The following is a 16,483-nucleotide window of genomic DNA, read 5'->3' on the forward strand; positions in this document are numbered from 1 at the left end:
GGCGCGACCCTGGATCCACAGGAAGCCGCCCGTGTGCGCGTAATTCAAGTCTTGATCTGGAGGGGCCCCTCCTGAGTCTGTCGAAAGACCGCCCCTCCGGATGCGAATATTTGAATCAGTGGATAGATCGTGACAGTTCGGGGTGAACGGGGCGAAATGACCAGAAGTTTTCCCCACGGAGCGCTCTATACGTAAAGATTCGTATATTATAACAGGGCCGCCGAGTACACCAACGGAGACCTCGTCCTTCCAGCAGGAGAACATATGCATCCCGAGCAGAATCTCATTGACCGGCTGAACTCCCTGTTTCATCCCGAATCCGTAGCGGTTGTGGGCGTACCCAGGGGAATGAAAAGCGGCAAGCTGTTCCTCATGGCATTACAGGACCAGGGCTTTCCCGGACGTATCCTGCCGGTTCACCCGGAGGCCGGGGAGATCGACGGGCTTACCGCCTACCCGAGCGTATCCGCCATCCCGGGACCGGTGGACCTGGCCATTGTTTTGGTTTCGCGGGATCAGACCCTCCCCGTGGTCCGGGAATGCGCCGCCAAGGGCGTCAAAGGCGTCGTGCTTTTTACCGCGGGCTACCGGGAAACGGGCGCGCAAGGGGAGGCCCTCGAGCGGGAGCTGTTGCGGGTGGCCCGGTCCGCGGGAACGCGCCTGATCGGTCCGAACTGCATGGGGCTGTATTGTCCCGAATCCGGTCTTTCCTTCTTTCCCGAACTATCGAAAGAATTGGGGCCGGTGGGCCTCATTTCTCACAGCGGTTCCCTGGCCAACATTATATGCCGTATGGGTTCCGAAAAGGGGCTCCTGTTCAGCAAGGTCGCAAGCTTGGGGAACGAGTGCGACCTGACCAGCCGCGATTTTCTCCTGTACCTGGGCAACGATCCGGCTACGCGCGTCATAGGCGGGTATTTGGAAGGCATCAAGAACGGCCGGCGTTTTCTCGAGACGCTGCGGGAAGTATCGTTGAGCAAACCCGTGATTCTATGGAAAGTAGGGCTCACGCCCGAGGGCGTGCGCGCGGCTTCTTCCCATACGGGCGCCATGGCCGGGTCGCGCAGCGTGTGGTTGGGAGTGGTGCGCCAGGGAGGGGCCGTGCCGGTTGCGGGATTCGAGGCCTGGGTGGATGCCCTGATGACCTTCTCCATGCTTCCCGCCGATCTGGGACACCGCATTGCCATTGTTTCCGGACCGGGCGGTTTGGCCGTATCCGCGGCCGAGGCGTGCGGTGGCGAAGGCCTTGCCCTGGCCGACCTTTCCCCGGAAACGCGCTCCCGTTTAAGCCGGTTCGTGCCCCCCACCGGCACCAGCCTGAGAAACCCCGTGGACGTGGGGCTCAGTGCGTCCTTCGAAATGGATATCTACGCGGAGGCCGTCCGCGCCGTTGCCATGGACCCCGGCGTGGACGCCGTGGCCGTCATCGGTAGAGGAATGAGCGACGATCTCAACCATCGATATCTGGAAGCTCTGATACGGGCCCGCCGAGAAGCGGGAAAGCCCATACTCGTCGTGAACATTCCGGGGTTCGATGCTTCCATGCCCAAGCGATTTTTCGAGGCGGGCCTGCCGTTTTACGAGTCGGCGGAAAGAGCCATGCGGAACTACGCCATGGCTCTGAAATACCGGCAGTGGCAGAAGAAACACGAAGGCCGTTAGCAGGGAATACGCGAATCCGGGCCTATACCGTCCGACTCCCTGCGGCCTACTTGGGTTTCGTGACGGAGCTAAGGGATCGGGTGTCTTGCCGGGAAGCCGTCGAATCCGGATTCGCCCAATGGACCGCGCCGACGGACTGTCACGAATCGCAGACGATGTCTTGAGCACTTACCACCAGTGGCGTGGGTCCCTACGTGGCAAGGACAGGGAGAATCAATCCAAACACGGGATCCCGTTCGCCGATACCTTCGGAGTCTTTGAGGATCCGAACGCTGTGACACTCGAGGACCCCCGGACCGGCGAGCAGCGCTACGTCACCATTGGAATGGACGCGCCCTCGGCCGTATTCTCGTGGTGGTCTACACGTGGCGAGGGGACAGCATCCGGATCATTTCCGCACGCAAGGCCGTGCGATATGAGGTGAAGCAATATGAAGGCGAAATATGATTTCAGTAAAGGTAAACGTGGGGCTGTACTTCCTACCCCTGGAAAGAAAGTACGTATCACCATTCGGCTTGACCGTGACATTGTCGATTGGTTCCGTTCCAAGGTAGAGGAACAAGGTGGGGGCAACTACCAGTCGATGCTCAATGACGCCCTTCGAACCTATATGGAGCGTCAGGAACAGCCCATAGAAGAGGTCGTCCGCCGTGTTGTTCGGGAGGAGTTGCAGGCTGCTCAGGAGTAGCAGAGGCGAACAAGACGCTGGAAAGGGATCTCCGCCTTTTTGGAGGGAAAGAGTGGAGGGAAAGGGGGACGGTGTTGAGTTTGCGCGTTTCTATGTTTCATCATGCATGCCGTGTAAACCTCATACCACTAAAAGCACGCATGGATGCGCCCCAGGGACGTTGCATCACATCATCTGCCGAGGGATCGAACGGCGCAACATATTCCGTGACGATTTGGATAACGCGTTGCCGTTGAAGAATAGAAACGCACAAAATCAACCCCATACCCCTTCCCACGTCTTGGCCGTTTGGTATCGAGGAGGCTTAGGCAGGAAAATATTCAAACCCTATGTCTGTCATCTCAGTAGACCGCAACGATACTTTCCGGATTGGATAACGTAATTGTTCGAAATGTCCATCCTTAGTATGGTAACAGTGAATAATAAACAACTATCCTAAAGAAAATGCTGAAGTCTACCAACTTATGAATTAGAAATTTACAAATAGATCGATCAGCGAAATAACTTATTGACAATAGTTACCGGCGACGTTTGCTTTTATATTCTTCAAGTCTCTTTTCATATTCGGCTTAAGCGGTATTTTGACTTAATTCCTCTGTAGCGCTTTCAGCCCAATCAACGAAATCACCTGAATATAAATGAACGTTTCTTTTATTGGCCTTTCTGATATGCGGGAAACATTTCGTAATCCGGCTAAGTTGCTCTCTATTATTAAGTTTGTCTACGTAAAAAATATACTTGTCCTTTGCATCTCTATAGTCTTCAGCGAACTGTCTTAATAAAAACTGCAGCATAGCATCATCTTCAGGAAAACTGTAGCCAATAATAACCAACACCTTGCTTTCTTGCAGCAATCTGACTGCCTTTGGAAAAATAGAATTAAAATAGTTGTGGCCGTAATCTTGCTCTCTGGAAGGCAGCATAATCACAGGCGGCTGTCTATATATCTCCGATAGGTCTCTTTTACGATATTCCAAGCTGAAAGAACCATCGTTGTTGGCGAGGATTTCAAATCCTCCGTTTATTTTTATAAGTGTACATACGTGGTAATGGTCGTGGATAAGAGAAGGATTATCGACACCACATATATTTACAGGAGTTATTCCTCTATATGTGTATAAAAAATTGGGTTCGTTAGTTGACCCGCTTATATTATCTAAAATTGTTTCAACTATATAGTCGTAATTAGTTGTAATAAAATTAATTCGAACCCCAGTTGGATATCCCCTTGAACCATCTTCATGATATGCAACGTCACGAAAAAAGCGCAAGATCTTGCCTTTATCCCCTCCGTAATCTTTTGGTAGCTTAATCATCAGTGAATTAGGATAAACATAATCAGGAGTAACACTTTCTAGAAAATTCTTAACGATACTGGACCTTATTCTATCTAATGCGATTCTTATACTATTTTCATCTCTGTAGCGAGATCTAATGGCTGAATACTTCAATTCCATGCTTAGGTGATAGACAATCTCTTTTAGCATGTCCGGTGTAATGTCACTATTGATATTATTCTCGAAAAGTAAACCTGTGATATCATAGAATGATGACCGTACATCGCCAGAAGGAAAGTTAAAGAGCTTATCTGCTAGTGGATAGCTATCATCCCACGCCTTTGAGAAACCAGCACCAAGGAAGAAGGTAACACTGATATGAGGAGCAGGTTCTTCAGTAAAGTGCTTTGTATATGAGTAGCTGTTAATAATATCAGCGAATTGATGTGCTGATGTTATCCGCATCGAACAGATTTCTTAAGAGTTATTGATATTATTCATAGCTGTCCAGAGCAATTGAAACTCACGACTTATGGAAGTGCGCGTATCTACGATCCCGATTGAAAGTCATAAGAATTCGAAATTGGCTTATAAGATAGTTTCAACTATAATTCTGGAATCGCCACAAGATACGGGAGACTCGTCTCCAAAATTATATATTTCGAATTATAATATCAAAAATATATGGAGAGCGTCAAGCGTAGGAAAAGACCCAAATCCACCGCCTGGAGTGCCAACACTGCTGTTCAGGGGAGGAGGGTGCCGTTTTTAAGCCCAACAGAGCCGCCGGGATTGTCTCAGGTTGCTGTGAATCTCCTATTTGAAGATTTATGCCATTTTTTTAGCGCACCTGTGCGCTCTTCGGTCTGAGACCGGCGTCACTCTTTTAATCCATTCTCGGCTCAGGTCGGGTGTAACTCTTTAATTTTGCATCGTATATCTATCAACCAGCGCACGGAACGCCCACAGCGGATGATGAGCTCTCGACTGCGCGTGATGATTCGCCCTGCAATGTGAATCAACGCAAAGCGAAGCGCTTTCATCTTGCGCCCAGACCAATCGCCGCCCAACACCAGGCGCTTCAGGGTTGGGAAAACGGGGACGGGGTTGAATTTGCGCGTTTCTTTGTTTCATCATGCATGATATGGAAACCTCGTGTCACGAAAAGCACGCATTGATGCGCCAGGGCGCAATATCCTATGATCGTCAGGGGGATCGAAAGACGAGAGAGTTTCCGGTCCGATTATGACCGGTTGACCGCCACCGGGATTGCCGGGAGGCTCGAGATCACTCAACCGGCGGCCGGTCGCTTGGCGAAACGCGGTGAACCAATTGAAAAAGAGGTTCGATTCAGTTTGATTGGCGAATAAAGGTATAAAAGCACGGACGTCTACCATGAGTTCCGTTCGGCTTATGCGGCATTTAAAGGTCGAATTTGCATCAGTTCTTCGTTGAACCTTTTTTCGGAATCCCATAAATCCCGGGAGTGTTGCGCGTTCAGCCAAAATTCGGGAGAATTGCCAAAAAGACGAGATAATCTGAGCGCCATGGTCGGTGTTATGGCGCGTCGTTCTCTTAGAATTTCATTAACAGTTTGGCGCGATACTCCCAATGCCCTAGCCAACGCGGTGGCGTTCAAATTAAAGTCCGGCATGAAATCTTCCTTGAGCATTTCACCGGGATGAGTCGGAGGCGATTCCCTCTTTGTGGTGTTCGGTATAGCCATGGTTCTATCCTCAATGGTAATCGGTTATTTCAACATCATAGGCGTCACCTTCGATGAAGCGGAAGCAGATTCGCCATTGGTCATTGATCGATATTGAATGCTGTCCTTTCCTATTACCCCTTAGCGCATGGAGTCGATTGCCGGGGGGGACTTTGAGATCATTCAGGTTGATTGCGTAATGGACATACTCCAAACGCCTTATGGCCCGTTTGATCAGTTCAGAAGGCAGCCTCTTTGATTTGCCTGTAATGAAAAGCTGTTGGGTTTCTTCATCGGCAAATGTTTTTATCATGGTTGCTATTGTAAATAGTCACGTGACAGTTGTCAAGGCTGAATTGGGAACAAATCGGGATCAAATTGGGGATGTCCATGCTTTTAAACTTTAAAAAAATCATTGGACTTGATGTGTGAGGACCACGCCACGGAAAGCAAGAATAGACGCGCCAGGGCGCAGTATCAAGTGATCGTCCGGGGGATCGAAAAACCGAGGGTGTACCGGTCCGATGATGACTGGTTTCGTCTCCCGGAATTCGATCCGGCTCAGCGGGAGAGTGCGTGGGCCGCATCGGCGGAGGCCTGTCTTTCCTGATGCCTTCCGAGGTCTACGCACAAGCGGGGCGGGACCGGGCCTTTCTCCGGACCGGGTTCAAGGCGCAGACAGGAGCAGGGGAAACACGATGGGAGGTAGAAGCGCCGGGTGGACGGGGTCCGGGTTCCCGCCTGTTTTGACCTGACCCGAGTCCGGGTGCACCATAAGGGAAGAGCAGTCCACCGCCTCGAAGTCTCTCCCGTGCACCTGACGCAGTTCGCGCAGCACGTCGTTATCCCACCGTTCGTCCGGCGCTCCCGAGATAAACCAGTTGGACCCGTTGTCCGCCAGGATCAACCCATACTCCTTCATGGCCTTGAGGATGACCTGCACTTGCGGCGAGAAGCTGGAGACATCGAAGCTTTTCTTGAGGCGGAAACGCTGCCCCATGGGCGGATACCGGGGGTCTGTGAGGTCCGAAGCGTAATGGCGAGCGGGCCAGACATAAGCTCGCCTTGTCTTTTCCACCGTGAAACGAATGGCGTGGTTGACGGCTCCGGCAGCCACGTCGTCGTACCGTACGAGGCCGGGAAGAATGGGCAGGCCGGCCGCGTCGGCGGAGGTCCACGTTTCGGGACGCAAGGCGTGGAATTTCAGGTCGAAAACAGCGCCGGAGCCCGCGTACCAGCTGCCGTCCTCCTGCGGATACGCCGAATACAGCTCGTAGAGAATGCAACGCTCCTTGTCCATCACCAGCACGTGCCTGTCCCCGGTACTATCCGGGCCGCCTTCAATAGGAGGATCGGGGGGAATGGGATACGGTCCGGGGTCGCTTTCGTCCTCGTAGAGAAAAGACACCTCCACTTTGGGCTGGGTTCCCGGAACCGTGGTGTAGGGGATGCCGATGGGGCCACCCTCCCAGAGGCCGGAGCCGAAATCCGGGTGCACGCAGGCGTCCGGTCCGATGGAATTCACATAAGCGTCCGACTGCGGGTCCAAGGGCAACCCATCCACCCGGGCGTTCCAGATGTTGTCCGAGGGAAAGACCAGACAACCATCCACCTCGGGAGCTGCCTGCGGACCCGACTGGGCGAGCACTCCGGGAGGGAACAAGCCTCCCACCCAGGCAAGGCAAACGAGGATCATGAATCCAAGGTTCAGCATGGGATGGACCCGCACCATATTGGATCCCCTCGGTCGGATACGAGGGAAACGAGGAAATATCCGCGTTATCGAAAACAAGGATTCCGAATTATGCGGCGACTTGCTCAACCCGAGGCTCGGCGCGCATTATTTCCCGCTTTCGAGGTCCTTGCTTTGGCTTGAAGGCTCGAAAGGTGCGTGAAGCCGCCCAACATCCCGCCAACGCCGCATCCAAACCTATTCGGAACCTTCTCCCTTGATTTTCGACCATACCTCACCTTCGATTTTTGTTTCAAGGCGTTTCACAAGGCATAAATAAGCATAAATGAACAGGGACGTGGTTTCTTTGTTGTCATGCAAGTGCAAAACGGTTAGCGGAGGAGCCGTCCGGGAATTGCTTCAGACCGAAAAAAGTCAACAATGAAACACGGACAACAAGTTGTCCGCGGACCCCTTCCGCACGTTGCTCATAGACGGCCCTCCTACTGCAGACGGACGTGTTGTTCAGCCACCGGTCTTATGTTTTCCAATTCATTCGCCTCGGACTTCCGGGCGAAATACAAATCCCATCTCAATTGAAGATTCATCCAGAAGTCCGGAGAAACGCCAAAAAACTTGGACAGCCTGAGCGCCGTACTCGGTGTAATGCCCCGGCGTCCGTTGACAATTTCGTTAATTCGCTGGTAGGTGACGTGTATGGCGCCGGCCAGCTGTCGCTGGGTAAGTCCCATGGGTTTCAAAAATTCCTCGAGCAGCATCTCACCCGGATGGGTGGGCGCCCGATCCGTCGGTATTCGGATCATAAGGATCTCCTGACACGATTATTTTAATGGTAATCCACGACTTCAACATCGGTGGGACCCGTTTCCGTCCATTTGAAACAGATCCGATATTGGTCGTTGATGCGAATGCTGTATTGTCCTTTACGGTCTCCAGAAAGAGATTCCAGTCGATTTCCGGGAGGTATGCGCAGTTCATCGAGGGACAAAACGGAATCCAGTTGATCGAGTTTCCGGAAGGCTGTTTTCCAGAGCTGCCTTGCACATAACTTTAACGCGGGTTTAGTGGCCTTTCCGTTGAATATGTCCTCGGTACCCTGGTTTTTGAAAGACCCGATCATGAAAGCATGATAACACGTCTACCATGTTATTTCAACCGGACCTGGCATGGGCAAAGGGACGTTGTTTCCTTGTTGATATGCAAGTGCAAAGCGGTTATCAGATACGCATGCCAAGGCAAGGTGTCATTGACGCGCCCGGTCCGCTGCATCACATCATTATCCGAGGAATCGCGGAAGCGAAGTCGCGCGTCGTCTGAATGTGGACCGTTCGCCCGGCTGCCGTGCGGTGAAGAGGGCGAAGGAGGATGAAGACTCGATCGCAGCCGGAGGAGCCGTTCGGGAAGGGCTTCAGACCGAAATAAGTCAACAATGAAACAACGTCCCCATACGGACAGTCTAACCTACCAAGCCATTCCCGCTTCTTTTCTCAAGTCCCTGTAGTGATCCATGGTCTCGACAAAAGCCTCCATTTTGGAGATGGCCTCCTCTTCATTGAACACGCGCAAATCCACGATATCTCCCTCGATCAACACTCCCGGAACTTTGAGCTTTTCCTCCAGCATATTTCTCGCGTGCAGCAACACATACGTGGCGGGACGACAGGACATAAGCGGATGACCCAGAAAACCGTCCGCTCGATAGTCCTCGGCATATTGGAGGTTCGCCGCCATGAAGAAGCCGGGCTCCACGCCGTATTTCACCGCAATCGAATTGTATTCGGACCATTTCCTGTAAGAGAGCCGGGCGATCAGCTCGAGGGGATCGGTCACACCCTCCAACTCCTCCGCCGGAAAGGGCGTAATGGCGTGGTAACCCCAGCTCTCCATGACCATGGCGATGCCGAAGCGCTCCGCAAGCTCATCGAAAAAGCCCAGGGTGTGCCAAGGGGGCAGTTCACAAAACACCATGCGGTACTTCTCGTTGGGAATGGCGCCGATCTTGTTGTCCACCTTTTGCTTCACTTCGTCGTACACGCGCCGATAGAATTCGTAGGCTTCCGGATCGTCAGAAAGATACAGATGGGGAATCATGATAGACCAGAAATCCGTGCTCACCATGGGCGACGGCTTGGCTCTCCGCAGGAGATCCACCTCGTGCGCCAAAGCAAGGGTTTTGAAGGTCCGTTGGACCATTTCGCGCAGCTTGTCGTAGTCCAGCTTTGTGCCGAGCAGTTCTTCCAGGAATTCCACGTACCTCCGAAGGTGGCTCACCATGAACGAGATATTCAGTTCTTTGTTACCGGCCATGAAGTACTCTTTGGCGCCGGTCTGGGGGAGGTCCAGGGTCCAAACGGGCGCATCGATGTACCGAGTCAGTGCCTGAAACCATTTGTATCGGGCATCGCACGCAACACCCGAGGCCAGAAGGAACTTAGGCTTCGCCAGCCCTCCTCCGGGAGCGCCTTCCGGAACCTTCCCATGGTTGTCCGCCATCATGGCCGCATAGCCGATGCAGTTTCTTGCATATCCGCACAGGGTGCTCGGATATCCCTCGGCCGCGCATCTTTCCAGGTGCGGTTCCGCCTGACGCACGGAAGCGCAGTAGGCGCCGTAGTTCTCCGGGAATACCAACTCGACCCCCATGGCCCTGGCCACGAGTTCTCCCTGCCACCAGGTGACCATGGACCAACCGATGGGAGCGCCCTTCTCCTGGGCGTCGAGGGCCCGCTTCAGCATCTTCTTCCCGAAATAGCCCGCTTCCCGAGCCGTCTGCAATGTCTTGCCGGACTTCCTGGTTTTCGGCTTCGTCTCATTTCCCATAGTAGGCCTCCGTTTACATAGAGTTTGTATCGTCAAAACGGATAAAGGGGGATGTGAAGGGGGACGGGGTTGATTTTGGGCGTTTCTATTCTTCAACGGACCATGCATTATCCGAGGCAATCTGTCCGCCTCTGCTGACAGCCCGGCTGACCGCCGATTTGCTCAACCCAAGTTTCCTTGCCACCTCGGTTGCGGGTAAGCCCAATTCATGGACAGCCCAGTAGCTCAATACGCTTCGGGCGGCCACCCGAGTCGGCTGTTTTCCGGGAATGACAATCTCCTTCGCATCCAGGCCGAATAATTGCCCAACGCGTTTGGACAACCGGTCGAACGAGTACCCTGTTTCCCGGAGACGATACCGGCGATCCATCTGCTCGGAAACCCGGTCCAACACTTCTTCCACAAAATCGCTGTCACCTAGAATTCGTTCATCCCCTTTCAAATGGATCTGCATTTCCCGCATGGATTTCAAAACGCCCCACCCGCCGACGCTTCTTAACAAACCACCTCCGGTCAATTCCGGCCTTCGGCCTTGGGTCAGACCTTTTTCAACAAACTCACCGTAAAGCTTTCGGGCGGATCGTTTGGAATGGTCAAACAGGCTGAGAACCGTTTCGGTGTCCTGCCATTGATGGGTCACTTTCCCCATGAGTGCATGGTGTCCGGAAAATGGATGCTTATTGAGGGTTTTCAGATCAGAGACAATCCCCGCACGGATCGGATTTAAGTGGATGTAGCGCACCAGTTCCAATAGATACGTGTCTTGCCGGCAGAGAATCGATTTGTAGCGATTTTGAAACAACCTGCCGTATCGCCGATGCCGCCGGTTGAACGTCACGGCATAGCCGGTGAGCAAGCGCTGCATGACCTTGGCGATCGGTTCTTTTCCTGTTTTCAACAGCAGGTGGAAGTGATTGGGCATCAAAGCCCAGGCAAAACAGGGTGTTGCGGTCTCAAGCAGCAGTTTCGCCAGGCGATCGACAAACCGGTTTCTGTCGGTATCGTCACGGAAGATGTTGCGCCGTTCGATCCCCCGGCAGATGATGTGATGCAACGCCCCCGGCGCATCGATGCGTGCTTTTCGTGGCATGAGGTCTCTATACCATGGATGATGAAACAAAGAAACGCGCAAAATCAACCCCGTCCCCATTTTCACGCCCCGTCCCCATTTTCACGCCTTTTTATCGGTGATACGTCATTTTCCCCTCATCCAAATCCGTTACGAACCGATATTATCAAAATAGATGCAAGACAAAAGGAGACTGGTGCGTATGAGAGTGGGGACGCGATTTCTTCTGATCACCGTGGCCATATTTCTGATCAGCACCGCGGCCATGGTTCTGTGGGTAAGTCACCAGATGCGGCAACAAGCCCTGAAGGAAGCGGAGTCAAAGGCGCGCATCCTGCTGGAACGGAATCTGGCCACCCACACGTACTTTACCCATCAGCTCAAGCCGGCGGTATTCAAAGCGGTCGAGGGCATCCTTACAAAGGACGATTTCGAGCCCGCCTGGATGTCATCCACGTACGCTGTCCGCAGTATCGACCAATATTTCAAGTCCTTGTCCTTGGACGACTATTACTACAAAGAATGCGCCATCGATGCCCGGGATCCGCACAACGAGGCCGACGCGTACGAGAAAGAGTTTATAGAAAAGATCAATGCGGATCCCATGCTGAACCTGCAGACCGCTATTCGCGACATCGCCGGCCAATCCTATTATGTCGTGCTTCGGCGCGGCGAGGTGATGGAAGAAACCTGCCTGCTCTGTCACAGCGTTCCACAAGCAGCCCCGCAAGGCATGGTGCTCCGATACGGTCCCGACCGAAGCTTTCACCGCGAGGTCGGCGAAGTGGTTTCAGCCATATCCATTCGAGTACCTTTGGGGGCGGCCTACGCCCAAGCCAGGTCGTTAACATGGAAGCTCGTCGCAGGTATGGTGGCCGGACTGCTCCTGCTGGTCGCCGCCGTTATCGGGTCCAATCGGATCCTTTTTTCCAATCCATTGAACGCGGTTCGGGAGAAGACCGAGCTCATTGCCCGACAGCAAACCCATTTGGGCGAACAGATCTCGGCTCGGCTTCCCGGTGAATGGGGCGATCTGGTCCGGGATTTCAATGAAATGTCCGCCCGGCTTCGGTTTAGCCACGACAACCTGGAAGAACGCGTGGCGGAACGAACGGCCGAACTCACGGGGGCCAACGAGCGCTTGACCAAGGAAATCGCCGAACGCAAGAAAGCGGAAGAGGTCCGGGAAATCCTGATCGGCCATCTGGAAGACGCTCTGGGCGAGGTAAAAACCCTCCAAGGCATCATTCCCATCTGCTCCGGCTGCAAGAAGATCCGTGACGACGAGGGCTACTGGCAACAGGTCGAAACATACATACAAAAGCACTCCGGCGCTCAGTTCAGCCACGGTATCTGCCCGGTCTGCGCCGAAGAGCTGTACTCGGAAGTGTATAAGGTCAGATGAGGAACGTATCCGGATGTACGGACTGAAAGGCGTTGCCGGTTCAAGGAAGAACCGGAAAATGCGGTGGGACGTCCTTCCGTGCGGCTCGTGCTGTTATGGGTAGAACGCTTTTGTTCAATCCACAATGCATCGACCAACCTGTAGGACCGTTATTTCGGTTTCCAAACGATGAAAAAGGCAGGGCCTTCCGACCCTGCCTTTTCTAACCGTACATGCCTTGTTCTACAAGGCTCTCATGAAATCAACCAGATCTTTCTTTTCCTGGCCGGTGAGCTTGAGTCCCTGCACCTGGTTGAAGAATTCCACCGTATCCTCCAGGGTCAACAATCGCCTGTCGTGCAGATAGGGCGGGGAATCCTTGATGCCTCGTAAAGGAAACGTCTTGATCGGTCCGTCCGCGGAGGCCATTCTCCCATTGATCATGCGGGGATTGAAAAAGCGCTCCGTCTTGAGATTGTGCATCAGGTTATCCGTATAGTACGGAGCCGGATGGCATACGGCGCACTTCGCATTGCCGAAGAACAGGTCCTGGCCCCGCAACTCAGACTTGGTAGCCATTTTCGGGTCCAGCATACCGTAGATGTTGAGCTTCGGGGCCGGCGGGAAGTCCAGGAGGGCCTGAAATTCAGCCATGAAATGCACCTGGCTGCCGCGCTCGAGGACGTTGACCCCCTTCTTGGTGGCAATTACCGGGTCGCCGTCAAAATAAGCCGCCCGCTGCTCGAACTCCGTAAAGTCCTCCACGCTCTTGAGAGCCCTCTGCGAACCGAACAGACGTTGGATGTTCACGCCCCTGAGCGGCGGGGTGTCCAATCCGTGTCTAAATTCCTGAGGGCGTATATCTCCCACGAGATGGGTGGCCGCGTTCGTGTGCCCGTTGAGATGGCAGTCAAAGCACGTGACACCCCTGTGGGCCAGCTCGGAGCGCCGGTCTTCCGTCTGATTGAACTGCTGCTGCGGAAAAGGAGTCAACAGCAGGCGGAGGCCTTCGAGCTGCTTGGGATTCAGGATGCCGTTAAAAAGTTCGTAGTAATTCATGATGGTGACGACCTTCCCCTGGGACACATCGCCAAGGTCCGGACGGGTGGTCAGATAGATCGGCGGCGGGAACTCGGGCAGAAAATGATCCGGCAGATCGTAATCCAGGTCGAATCGTGTAAGGTCCCGACCTTCCTGCTTTTTGATTTCCTCGATATGGGATTTGGGAAAGACCATGCCGCCCTCGGCATGGTTGGGATGGGGAAGCGGATAGAAACCTTTCGGCCATACATCCTTTCCCTTTATCTCCATCGGGCTCATTTCCGCGAGCTGTTCCCAGGTGAGGCCTTCCGGAGGCTTCACTCGAACGCCCTCTTGCACGGCTTTTCGTCCGGCGGACATCATCACCCCTTTGGCGGGTCGGTCACTCAGGTCGTATCGCTCATTGAGCAAATCCATCTGGCGTTGCATCACCTCCGCCTTGGCATTCTTCATACGATCCATGGTCGTCGCGAAGGGTTCCTTCACGACCACGGGGCTGTAGCTGCTCTTGACCATCTCCTGCGCGAAGGCTACCCCCAACAGAGCGGTTAAGGAGCATAGAATGCCGAGAACCACCCATCTGGATTTGAAACGCTTTGCTTTCATTCCATTACCCCCTCTTAGATCAATACAGATGATTCAAACCGTTGATCTGGACGAAACAGATAGTTAGAACAGTATCACCTCCTTCACTTCCCTGACCTTGAACCGGTTTCGACGGTACAACCGGGCCTTTGAATCTTCCTTTTGGCCAACATCTAGGATTCGTTCACTCAACTTTAATGATTATACTAAGGTTGTCCCCAAGCATGATCAATCTGCCCGATATTTTTTCAAGGTGGTCTTGCTGCGAAGAATTCACGGGGAGCCTCCCCAGCTAAGGCTCAACCCGGCCTTCCTTGGGTCCCAACAAAGAGAGACTCCTTCACGGAGGGATCATAGATCTCCGAGGGCTCGAACTAGCCCCCCGGAGATTTTGATCATGCGGCTCGCCTGCGATCAGGCGTGGGAAAAGCCGTCGGAATTGAAAGCCTTTCGTGGTCTGATACCCGGCATGGGCTGCAAGTGTTCGGTTGATTCTAGAATTCCTTCAAATCATTCTCATCGAAGGGGATCACATGCTCCGGCTTGATTTCATGCGATCCTTCAGGGCCGGGCAGGGCGTTCATCTCAGGCGGTTTTCGGAGCGCCTTCTTACCTTCTTTGCCACCCCCACGCGCCCTTTTCGAGGCCCCTTTTTGTGAATCAAGTGTGCCGCCGCTAACCATCACCACCAACTCGTTTACGAACGCTTTCATCTGTTCGGCCTGCGCACTCAATTCCTCGGCCGCCGAAGCAGACTCTTCCGCGCTTGAAGCGACCTGCTGAACCACCGTGTCCATTTCGGTGGCCGCCGTATTGATCTGTGCGATGCCTGCGGCTTGCTCCTTGGAGGCCACGGCCACTTCTCCGATCAATTCACCCACTTTCTCGGTGCTTGCCTCCACTTCCTTAAAAGCCTCGTTGGTATTGGAAACCATGTGCGAGCCTTCCTGGACGGATCTGAGCGTGCCTTGAATCAGGGTTGCGGTGTTTTTCGCCGCTTCAGCCGCGCGCATGGCGAGATTTCGCACTTCTTCGGCAACCACGGCGAACCCTGCTCCGGCCTCCCCCGCCCGAGCGGCTTCGACAGCGGCGTTCAGGGCAAGAAGGTTTGTCTGAAAGGCGATTTCATCAATGGTCTTGACGATCTTCGAGGTTTCTTCGCCGGATTTCGAAATCTCAGCCATGGAACGAGTCAGTTCCTTCATGGTTTGGTTCGCCTTGCCGACGATCTGATTGGTCGTCCGGGTCAGGTGATCCGCCTCCTCCGAATTCCTGGCATTTTGCTTCGTCATCGAGGACATTTCCTCCAACGACGATGAGGTTTCCTCGATGGAAGCCGCCTGCCGGGAAGCATCTTCAGCCAAGGACTGGCTCGAGGAAGAAACTTCTCCGGAGGCGGTGGAAACCTGCTCGGCGGCGTCCGTAAGCCCGGCTATGATGCGTTTAATCGGCCTGGTGATATTGCGCGTGATCAACACAGCAACCGCAATGCCCGCGATCAAGGCAATCAGCAATCCGACAACGACTGCAGTAACGGATGTGTTCAAATGCGAGGCGACGCTATCCGCAACGGCATTGGTTTCCGAAATGCCGGTCTTGGCAATGGCTTCGGATTCCGCCATCACGCTCTCGCCTTTTTCATCACACTGCTTGCCGATTTCGTCCCGAGCCAGCCATTGCTCGTAAAGCTGATTCCCCGCTGTCTGGTACTTTTTGGCGGCCGCTTGAATGTTCTCAATTTGCTTTCGGCCTACCTCTTCGAACGTTGTGAGCCGGATCTCTTCCAGCTTAAGATCCACCTCGTTGAAGTTCGCCAGCGAGTCTTTCAGCCGTTGAGGGTTTCTTGTCGCCTGCGCTCGGTACACACTCAACAGTGTGTCATGGGCAAGATCCACGACTTGTTTTATGGCCTCGATTTTCATGAGACCTTCCGACAACGTGGCCGTCTCGGCGTTTTCCCGAATTCCCTTGTGGAGGGCGGAAAACTGGTCCTTTATGTAATCCTCGGCGTTTTTCGTGAACGCCCCGGCCGCTGCATTCAAGGCCTCCCGACTGCCGGCCAGTTCTTTGGTTTTCGCCGATGTCTGTTGCACGAGCCCTTCAAGCACCGCGGTGTCTTCTTTGATCCGCTTGACGCCTTCATTGAGTTCGACCAGAGTCGGATTGTTCATGGCCAGTTCGTTGGCCTTGTTAAGGTTGTCCTTCAATTCGGCGAGCATCTTAGCGCCCTCCTCGAGGTATCGGTCTTCCTCGCTCAATCCATATCCTCGAACGGCAAACATGGTCAACAGGGCGTCTTGCAGCAAATCCCCCGCAATGTCCGCCTCCGCAACGTATTCGTTCGCCACCTGGTTAATGCCGGTCTGGACGCTTTTCATACTCCAAATGGAGACGGCGCCGATCAGTAGTACGATAACCAGAAGGATTCCAAAACCAAAGCCGATCTTTGTTCCCATCTTGACAATTCTCACTGTACTCTCCTGTTTTTTCTGTCAGCCGGCAACCGCGGCTTTTGGATTTGTCTCAGCTCGCACGAGCTGCTCGAAGCCTCATTCATGC

General features: G+C 53.6%; 14 protein-coding genes and 1 pseudogene. 5 read left to right on the forward strand and 10 right to left on the reverse strand.

Features of this window, described 5'->3' with window-relative positions:
- Positions 1–264 precede the first annotated feature (264 nt).
- From HY788_06690 to HY788_06700, 3 genes and pseudogenes are all read left to right on the forward strand, one after another.
- On the forward strand, positions 265–1,662 hold the full coding sequence (locus HY788_06690) for a CoA-binding protein (GenBank protein ID MBI4773855.1): 1,398 nt from the start codon (positions 265–267) through the stop codon (positions 1,660–1,662).
- 118 nt (positions 1,663–1,780) lie between these two features.
- Positions 1,781–2,109 (forward strand): annotated as a pseudogene (locus HY788_06695) (BrnT family toxin).
- A complete protein-coding gene (locus tag HY788_06700) occupies positions 2,093–2,350 on the forward strand; it encodes a BrnA antitoxin family protein (protein MBI4773856.1) in 258 nt (85 codons plus the stop codon). The pseudogene HY788_06695 and the gene HY788_06700 overlap by 17 nt, the downstream one beginning before the upstream one ends.
- A 569-nt stretch (positions 2,351–2,919) precedes the next feature.
- On the opposite strand, the gene HY788_06705 is transcribed toward HY788_06700, so the two are convergent.
- The 3 genes from HY788_06705 to HY788_06715 all read right to left on the reverse strand — a co-directional run bounded on the left by HY788_06705 (position 2,920) and on the right by HY788_06715 (position 5,645).
- Positions 2,920–4,092: an SIR2 family protein gene (locus tag HY788_06705; protein ID MBI4773857.1), complete on the reverse strand. Its 1,173-nt coding sequence runs from the start codon at positions 4,090–4,092 to the stop codon at positions 2,920–2,922.
- Between the two features lie 946 nt (positions 4,093–5,038).
- Complete coding sequence (locus HY788_06710) at positions 5,039–5,353, reverse strand: HigA family addiction module antidote protein (protein MBI4773858.1); 315 nt, start codon at positions 5,351–5,353, stop codon at positions 5,039–5,041.
- 10 nt (positions 5,354–5,363) lie between these two features.
- Positions 5,364–5,645: a type II toxin-antitoxin system RelE/ParE family toxin gene (locus tag HY788_06715; protein MBI4773859.1), complete on the reverse strand. Its 282-nt coding sequence runs from the start codon at positions 5,643–5,645 to the stop codon at positions 5,364–5,366.
- A 111-nt stretch (positions 5,646–5,756) separates the two neighbouring features.
- On the opposite strand from HY788_06715, the gene HY788_06720 reads away from it, so the two are divergent.
- Entirely contained in the window at positions 5,757–5,942 is a 186-nt protein-coding gene (locus HY788_06720; GenBank protein MBI4773860.1) for a hypothetical protein, read from the forward strand.
- 57 nt (positions 5,943–5,999) lie between these two features.
- On the opposite strand, the gene HY788_06725 is transcribed toward HY788_06720, so the two are convergent.
- From HY788_06725 to HY788_06745, 5 genes are all read right to left on the reverse strand, one after another.
- Positions 6,000–7,064: a hypothetical protein gene (locus HY788_06725; protein ID MBI4773861.1), complete on the reverse strand. Its 1,065-nt coding sequence runs from the start codon at positions 7,062–7,064 to the stop codon at positions 6,000–6,002.
- A 443-nt stretch (positions 7,065–7,507) separates the two neighbouring features.
- Positions 7,508–7,828 carry a HigA family addiction module antidote protein gene (locus tag HY788_06730; protein MBI4773862.1) on the reverse strand — a complete coding sequence of 107 codons (321 nt, stop codon included), beginning with the start codon at positions 7,826–7,828 and terminating at the stop codon, positions 7,508–7,510.
- 23 nt (positions 7,829–7,851) lie between these two features.
- Complete coding sequence (locus HY788_06735; protein ID MBI4773863.1) at positions 7,852–8,145, reverse strand: type II toxin-antitoxin system RelE/ParE family toxin; 294 nt, start codon at positions 8,143–8,145, stop codon at positions 7,852–7,854.
- A 341-nt stretch (positions 8,146–8,486) separates the two neighbouring features.
- Positions 8,487–9,845 (reverse strand): 2-hydroxyacyl-CoA dehydratase, encoded by a 1,359-nt coding sequence (locus HY788_06740; GenBank protein MBI4773864.1) that lies wholly within the window; start codon positions 9,843–9,845, stop codon positions 8,487–8,489.
- Between the two features lie 85 nt (positions 9,846–9,930).
- Positions 9,931–10,935: a transposase gene (locus tag HY788_06745; protein MBI4773865.1), complete on the reverse strand. Its 1,005-nt coding sequence runs from the start codon at positions 10,933–10,935 to the stop codon at positions 9,931–9,933.
- Positions 10,936–11,116: 181 nt separating this feature from the next.
- On the opposite strand from HY788_06745, the gene HY788_06750 reads away from it, so the two are divergent.
- Positions 11,117–12,319, forward strand: coding sequence for a DUF3365 domain-containing protein (locus HY788_06750; protein ID MBI4773866.1), 1,203 nt, complete (start codon positions 11,117–11,119; stop codon positions 12,317–12,319).
- Between the two features lie 222 nt (positions 12,320–12,541).
- Here the strand turns inward: HY788_06750 and HY788_06755 are convergent, their stop codons facing one another.
- The gene (locus HY788_06755) at positions 12,542–13,945 is read right to left on the reverse strand and encodes a cytochrome B6 (GenBank protein MBI4773867.1); all 1,404 of its coding nucleotides are present in this window, start codon (positions 13,943–13,945) and stop codon (positions 12,542–12,544) included.
- Positions 13,946–14,418: 473 nt separating this feature from the next.
- Positions 14,419–16,302: a hypothetical protein gene (locus HY788_06760; protein MBI4773868.1), complete on the reverse strand. Its 1,884-nt coding sequence runs from the start codon at positions 16,300–16,302 to the stop codon at positions 14,419–14,421.
- Positions 16,303–16,483: the final 181 nt, after the last annotated feature.

It is taken from the genome of Deltaproteobacteria bacterium (assembly GCA_016208165.1).
Taxonomy (GTDB): Bacteria; Desulfobacterota; Desulfarculia; order JACQYL01; family JACQYL01; genus JACQYL01.

Coding starts and splice junctions, on each gene's coding strand:
- HY788_06690 (MBI4773855.1), top strand. CDS start 265: ATGCATCCCGAGCAGAATCTCATTGACCGGCTGAACTCCCTGTTTCAT.
- HY788_06700 (MBI4773856.1), top strand. CDS start 2,093: ATGAAGGCGAAATATGATTTCAGTAAAGGTAAACGTGGGGCTGTACTT.
- HY788_06705 (MBI4773857.1), bottom strand. CDS start 4,092: ATGCGGATAACATCAGCACATCAATTCGCTGATATTATTAACAGCTAC.
- HY788_06710 (MBI4773858.1), bottom strand. CDS start 5,353: ATGGCTATACCGAACACCACAAAGAGGGAATCGCCTCCGACTCATCCC.
- HY788_06715 (MBI4773859.1), bottom strand. CDS start 5,645: ATGATAAAAACATTTGCCGATGAAGAAACCCAACAGCTTTTCATTACA.
- HY788_06720 (MBI4773860.1), top strand. CDS start 5,757: ATGTGTGAGGACCACGCCACGGAAAGCAAGAATAGACGCGCCAGGGCG.
- HY788_06725 (MBI4773861.1), bottom strand. CDS start 7,064: ATGGTGCGGGTCCATCCCATGCTGAACCTTGGATTCATGATCCTCGTT.
- HY788_06730 (MBI4773862.1), bottom strand. CDS start 7,828: ATGATCCGAATACCGACGGATCGGGCGCCCACCCATCCGGGTGAGATG.
- HY788_06735 (MBI4773863.1), bottom strand. CDS start 8,145: ATGATCGGGTCTTTCAAAAACCAGGGTACCGAGGACATATTCAACGGA.
- HY788_06740 (MBI4773864.1), bottom strand. CDS start 9,845: ATGGGAAATGAGACGAAGCCGAAAACCAGGAAGTCCGGCAAGACATTG.
- HY788_06745 (MBI4773865.1), bottom strand. CDS start 10,935: ATGCCACGAAAAGCACGCATCGATGCGCCGGGGGCGTTGCATCACATC.
- HY788_06750 (MBI4773866.1), top strand. CDS start 11,117: ATGAGAGTGGGGACGCGATTTCTTCTGATCACCGTGGCCATATTTCTG.
- HY788_06755 (MBI4773867.1), bottom strand. CDS start 13,945: ATGAAAGCAAAGCGTTTCAAATCCAGATGGGTGGTTCTCGGCATTCTA.
- HY788_06760 (MBI4773868.1), bottom strand. CDS start 16,302: ATGAAAAGCGTCCAGACCGGCATTAACCAGGTGGCGAACGAATACGTT.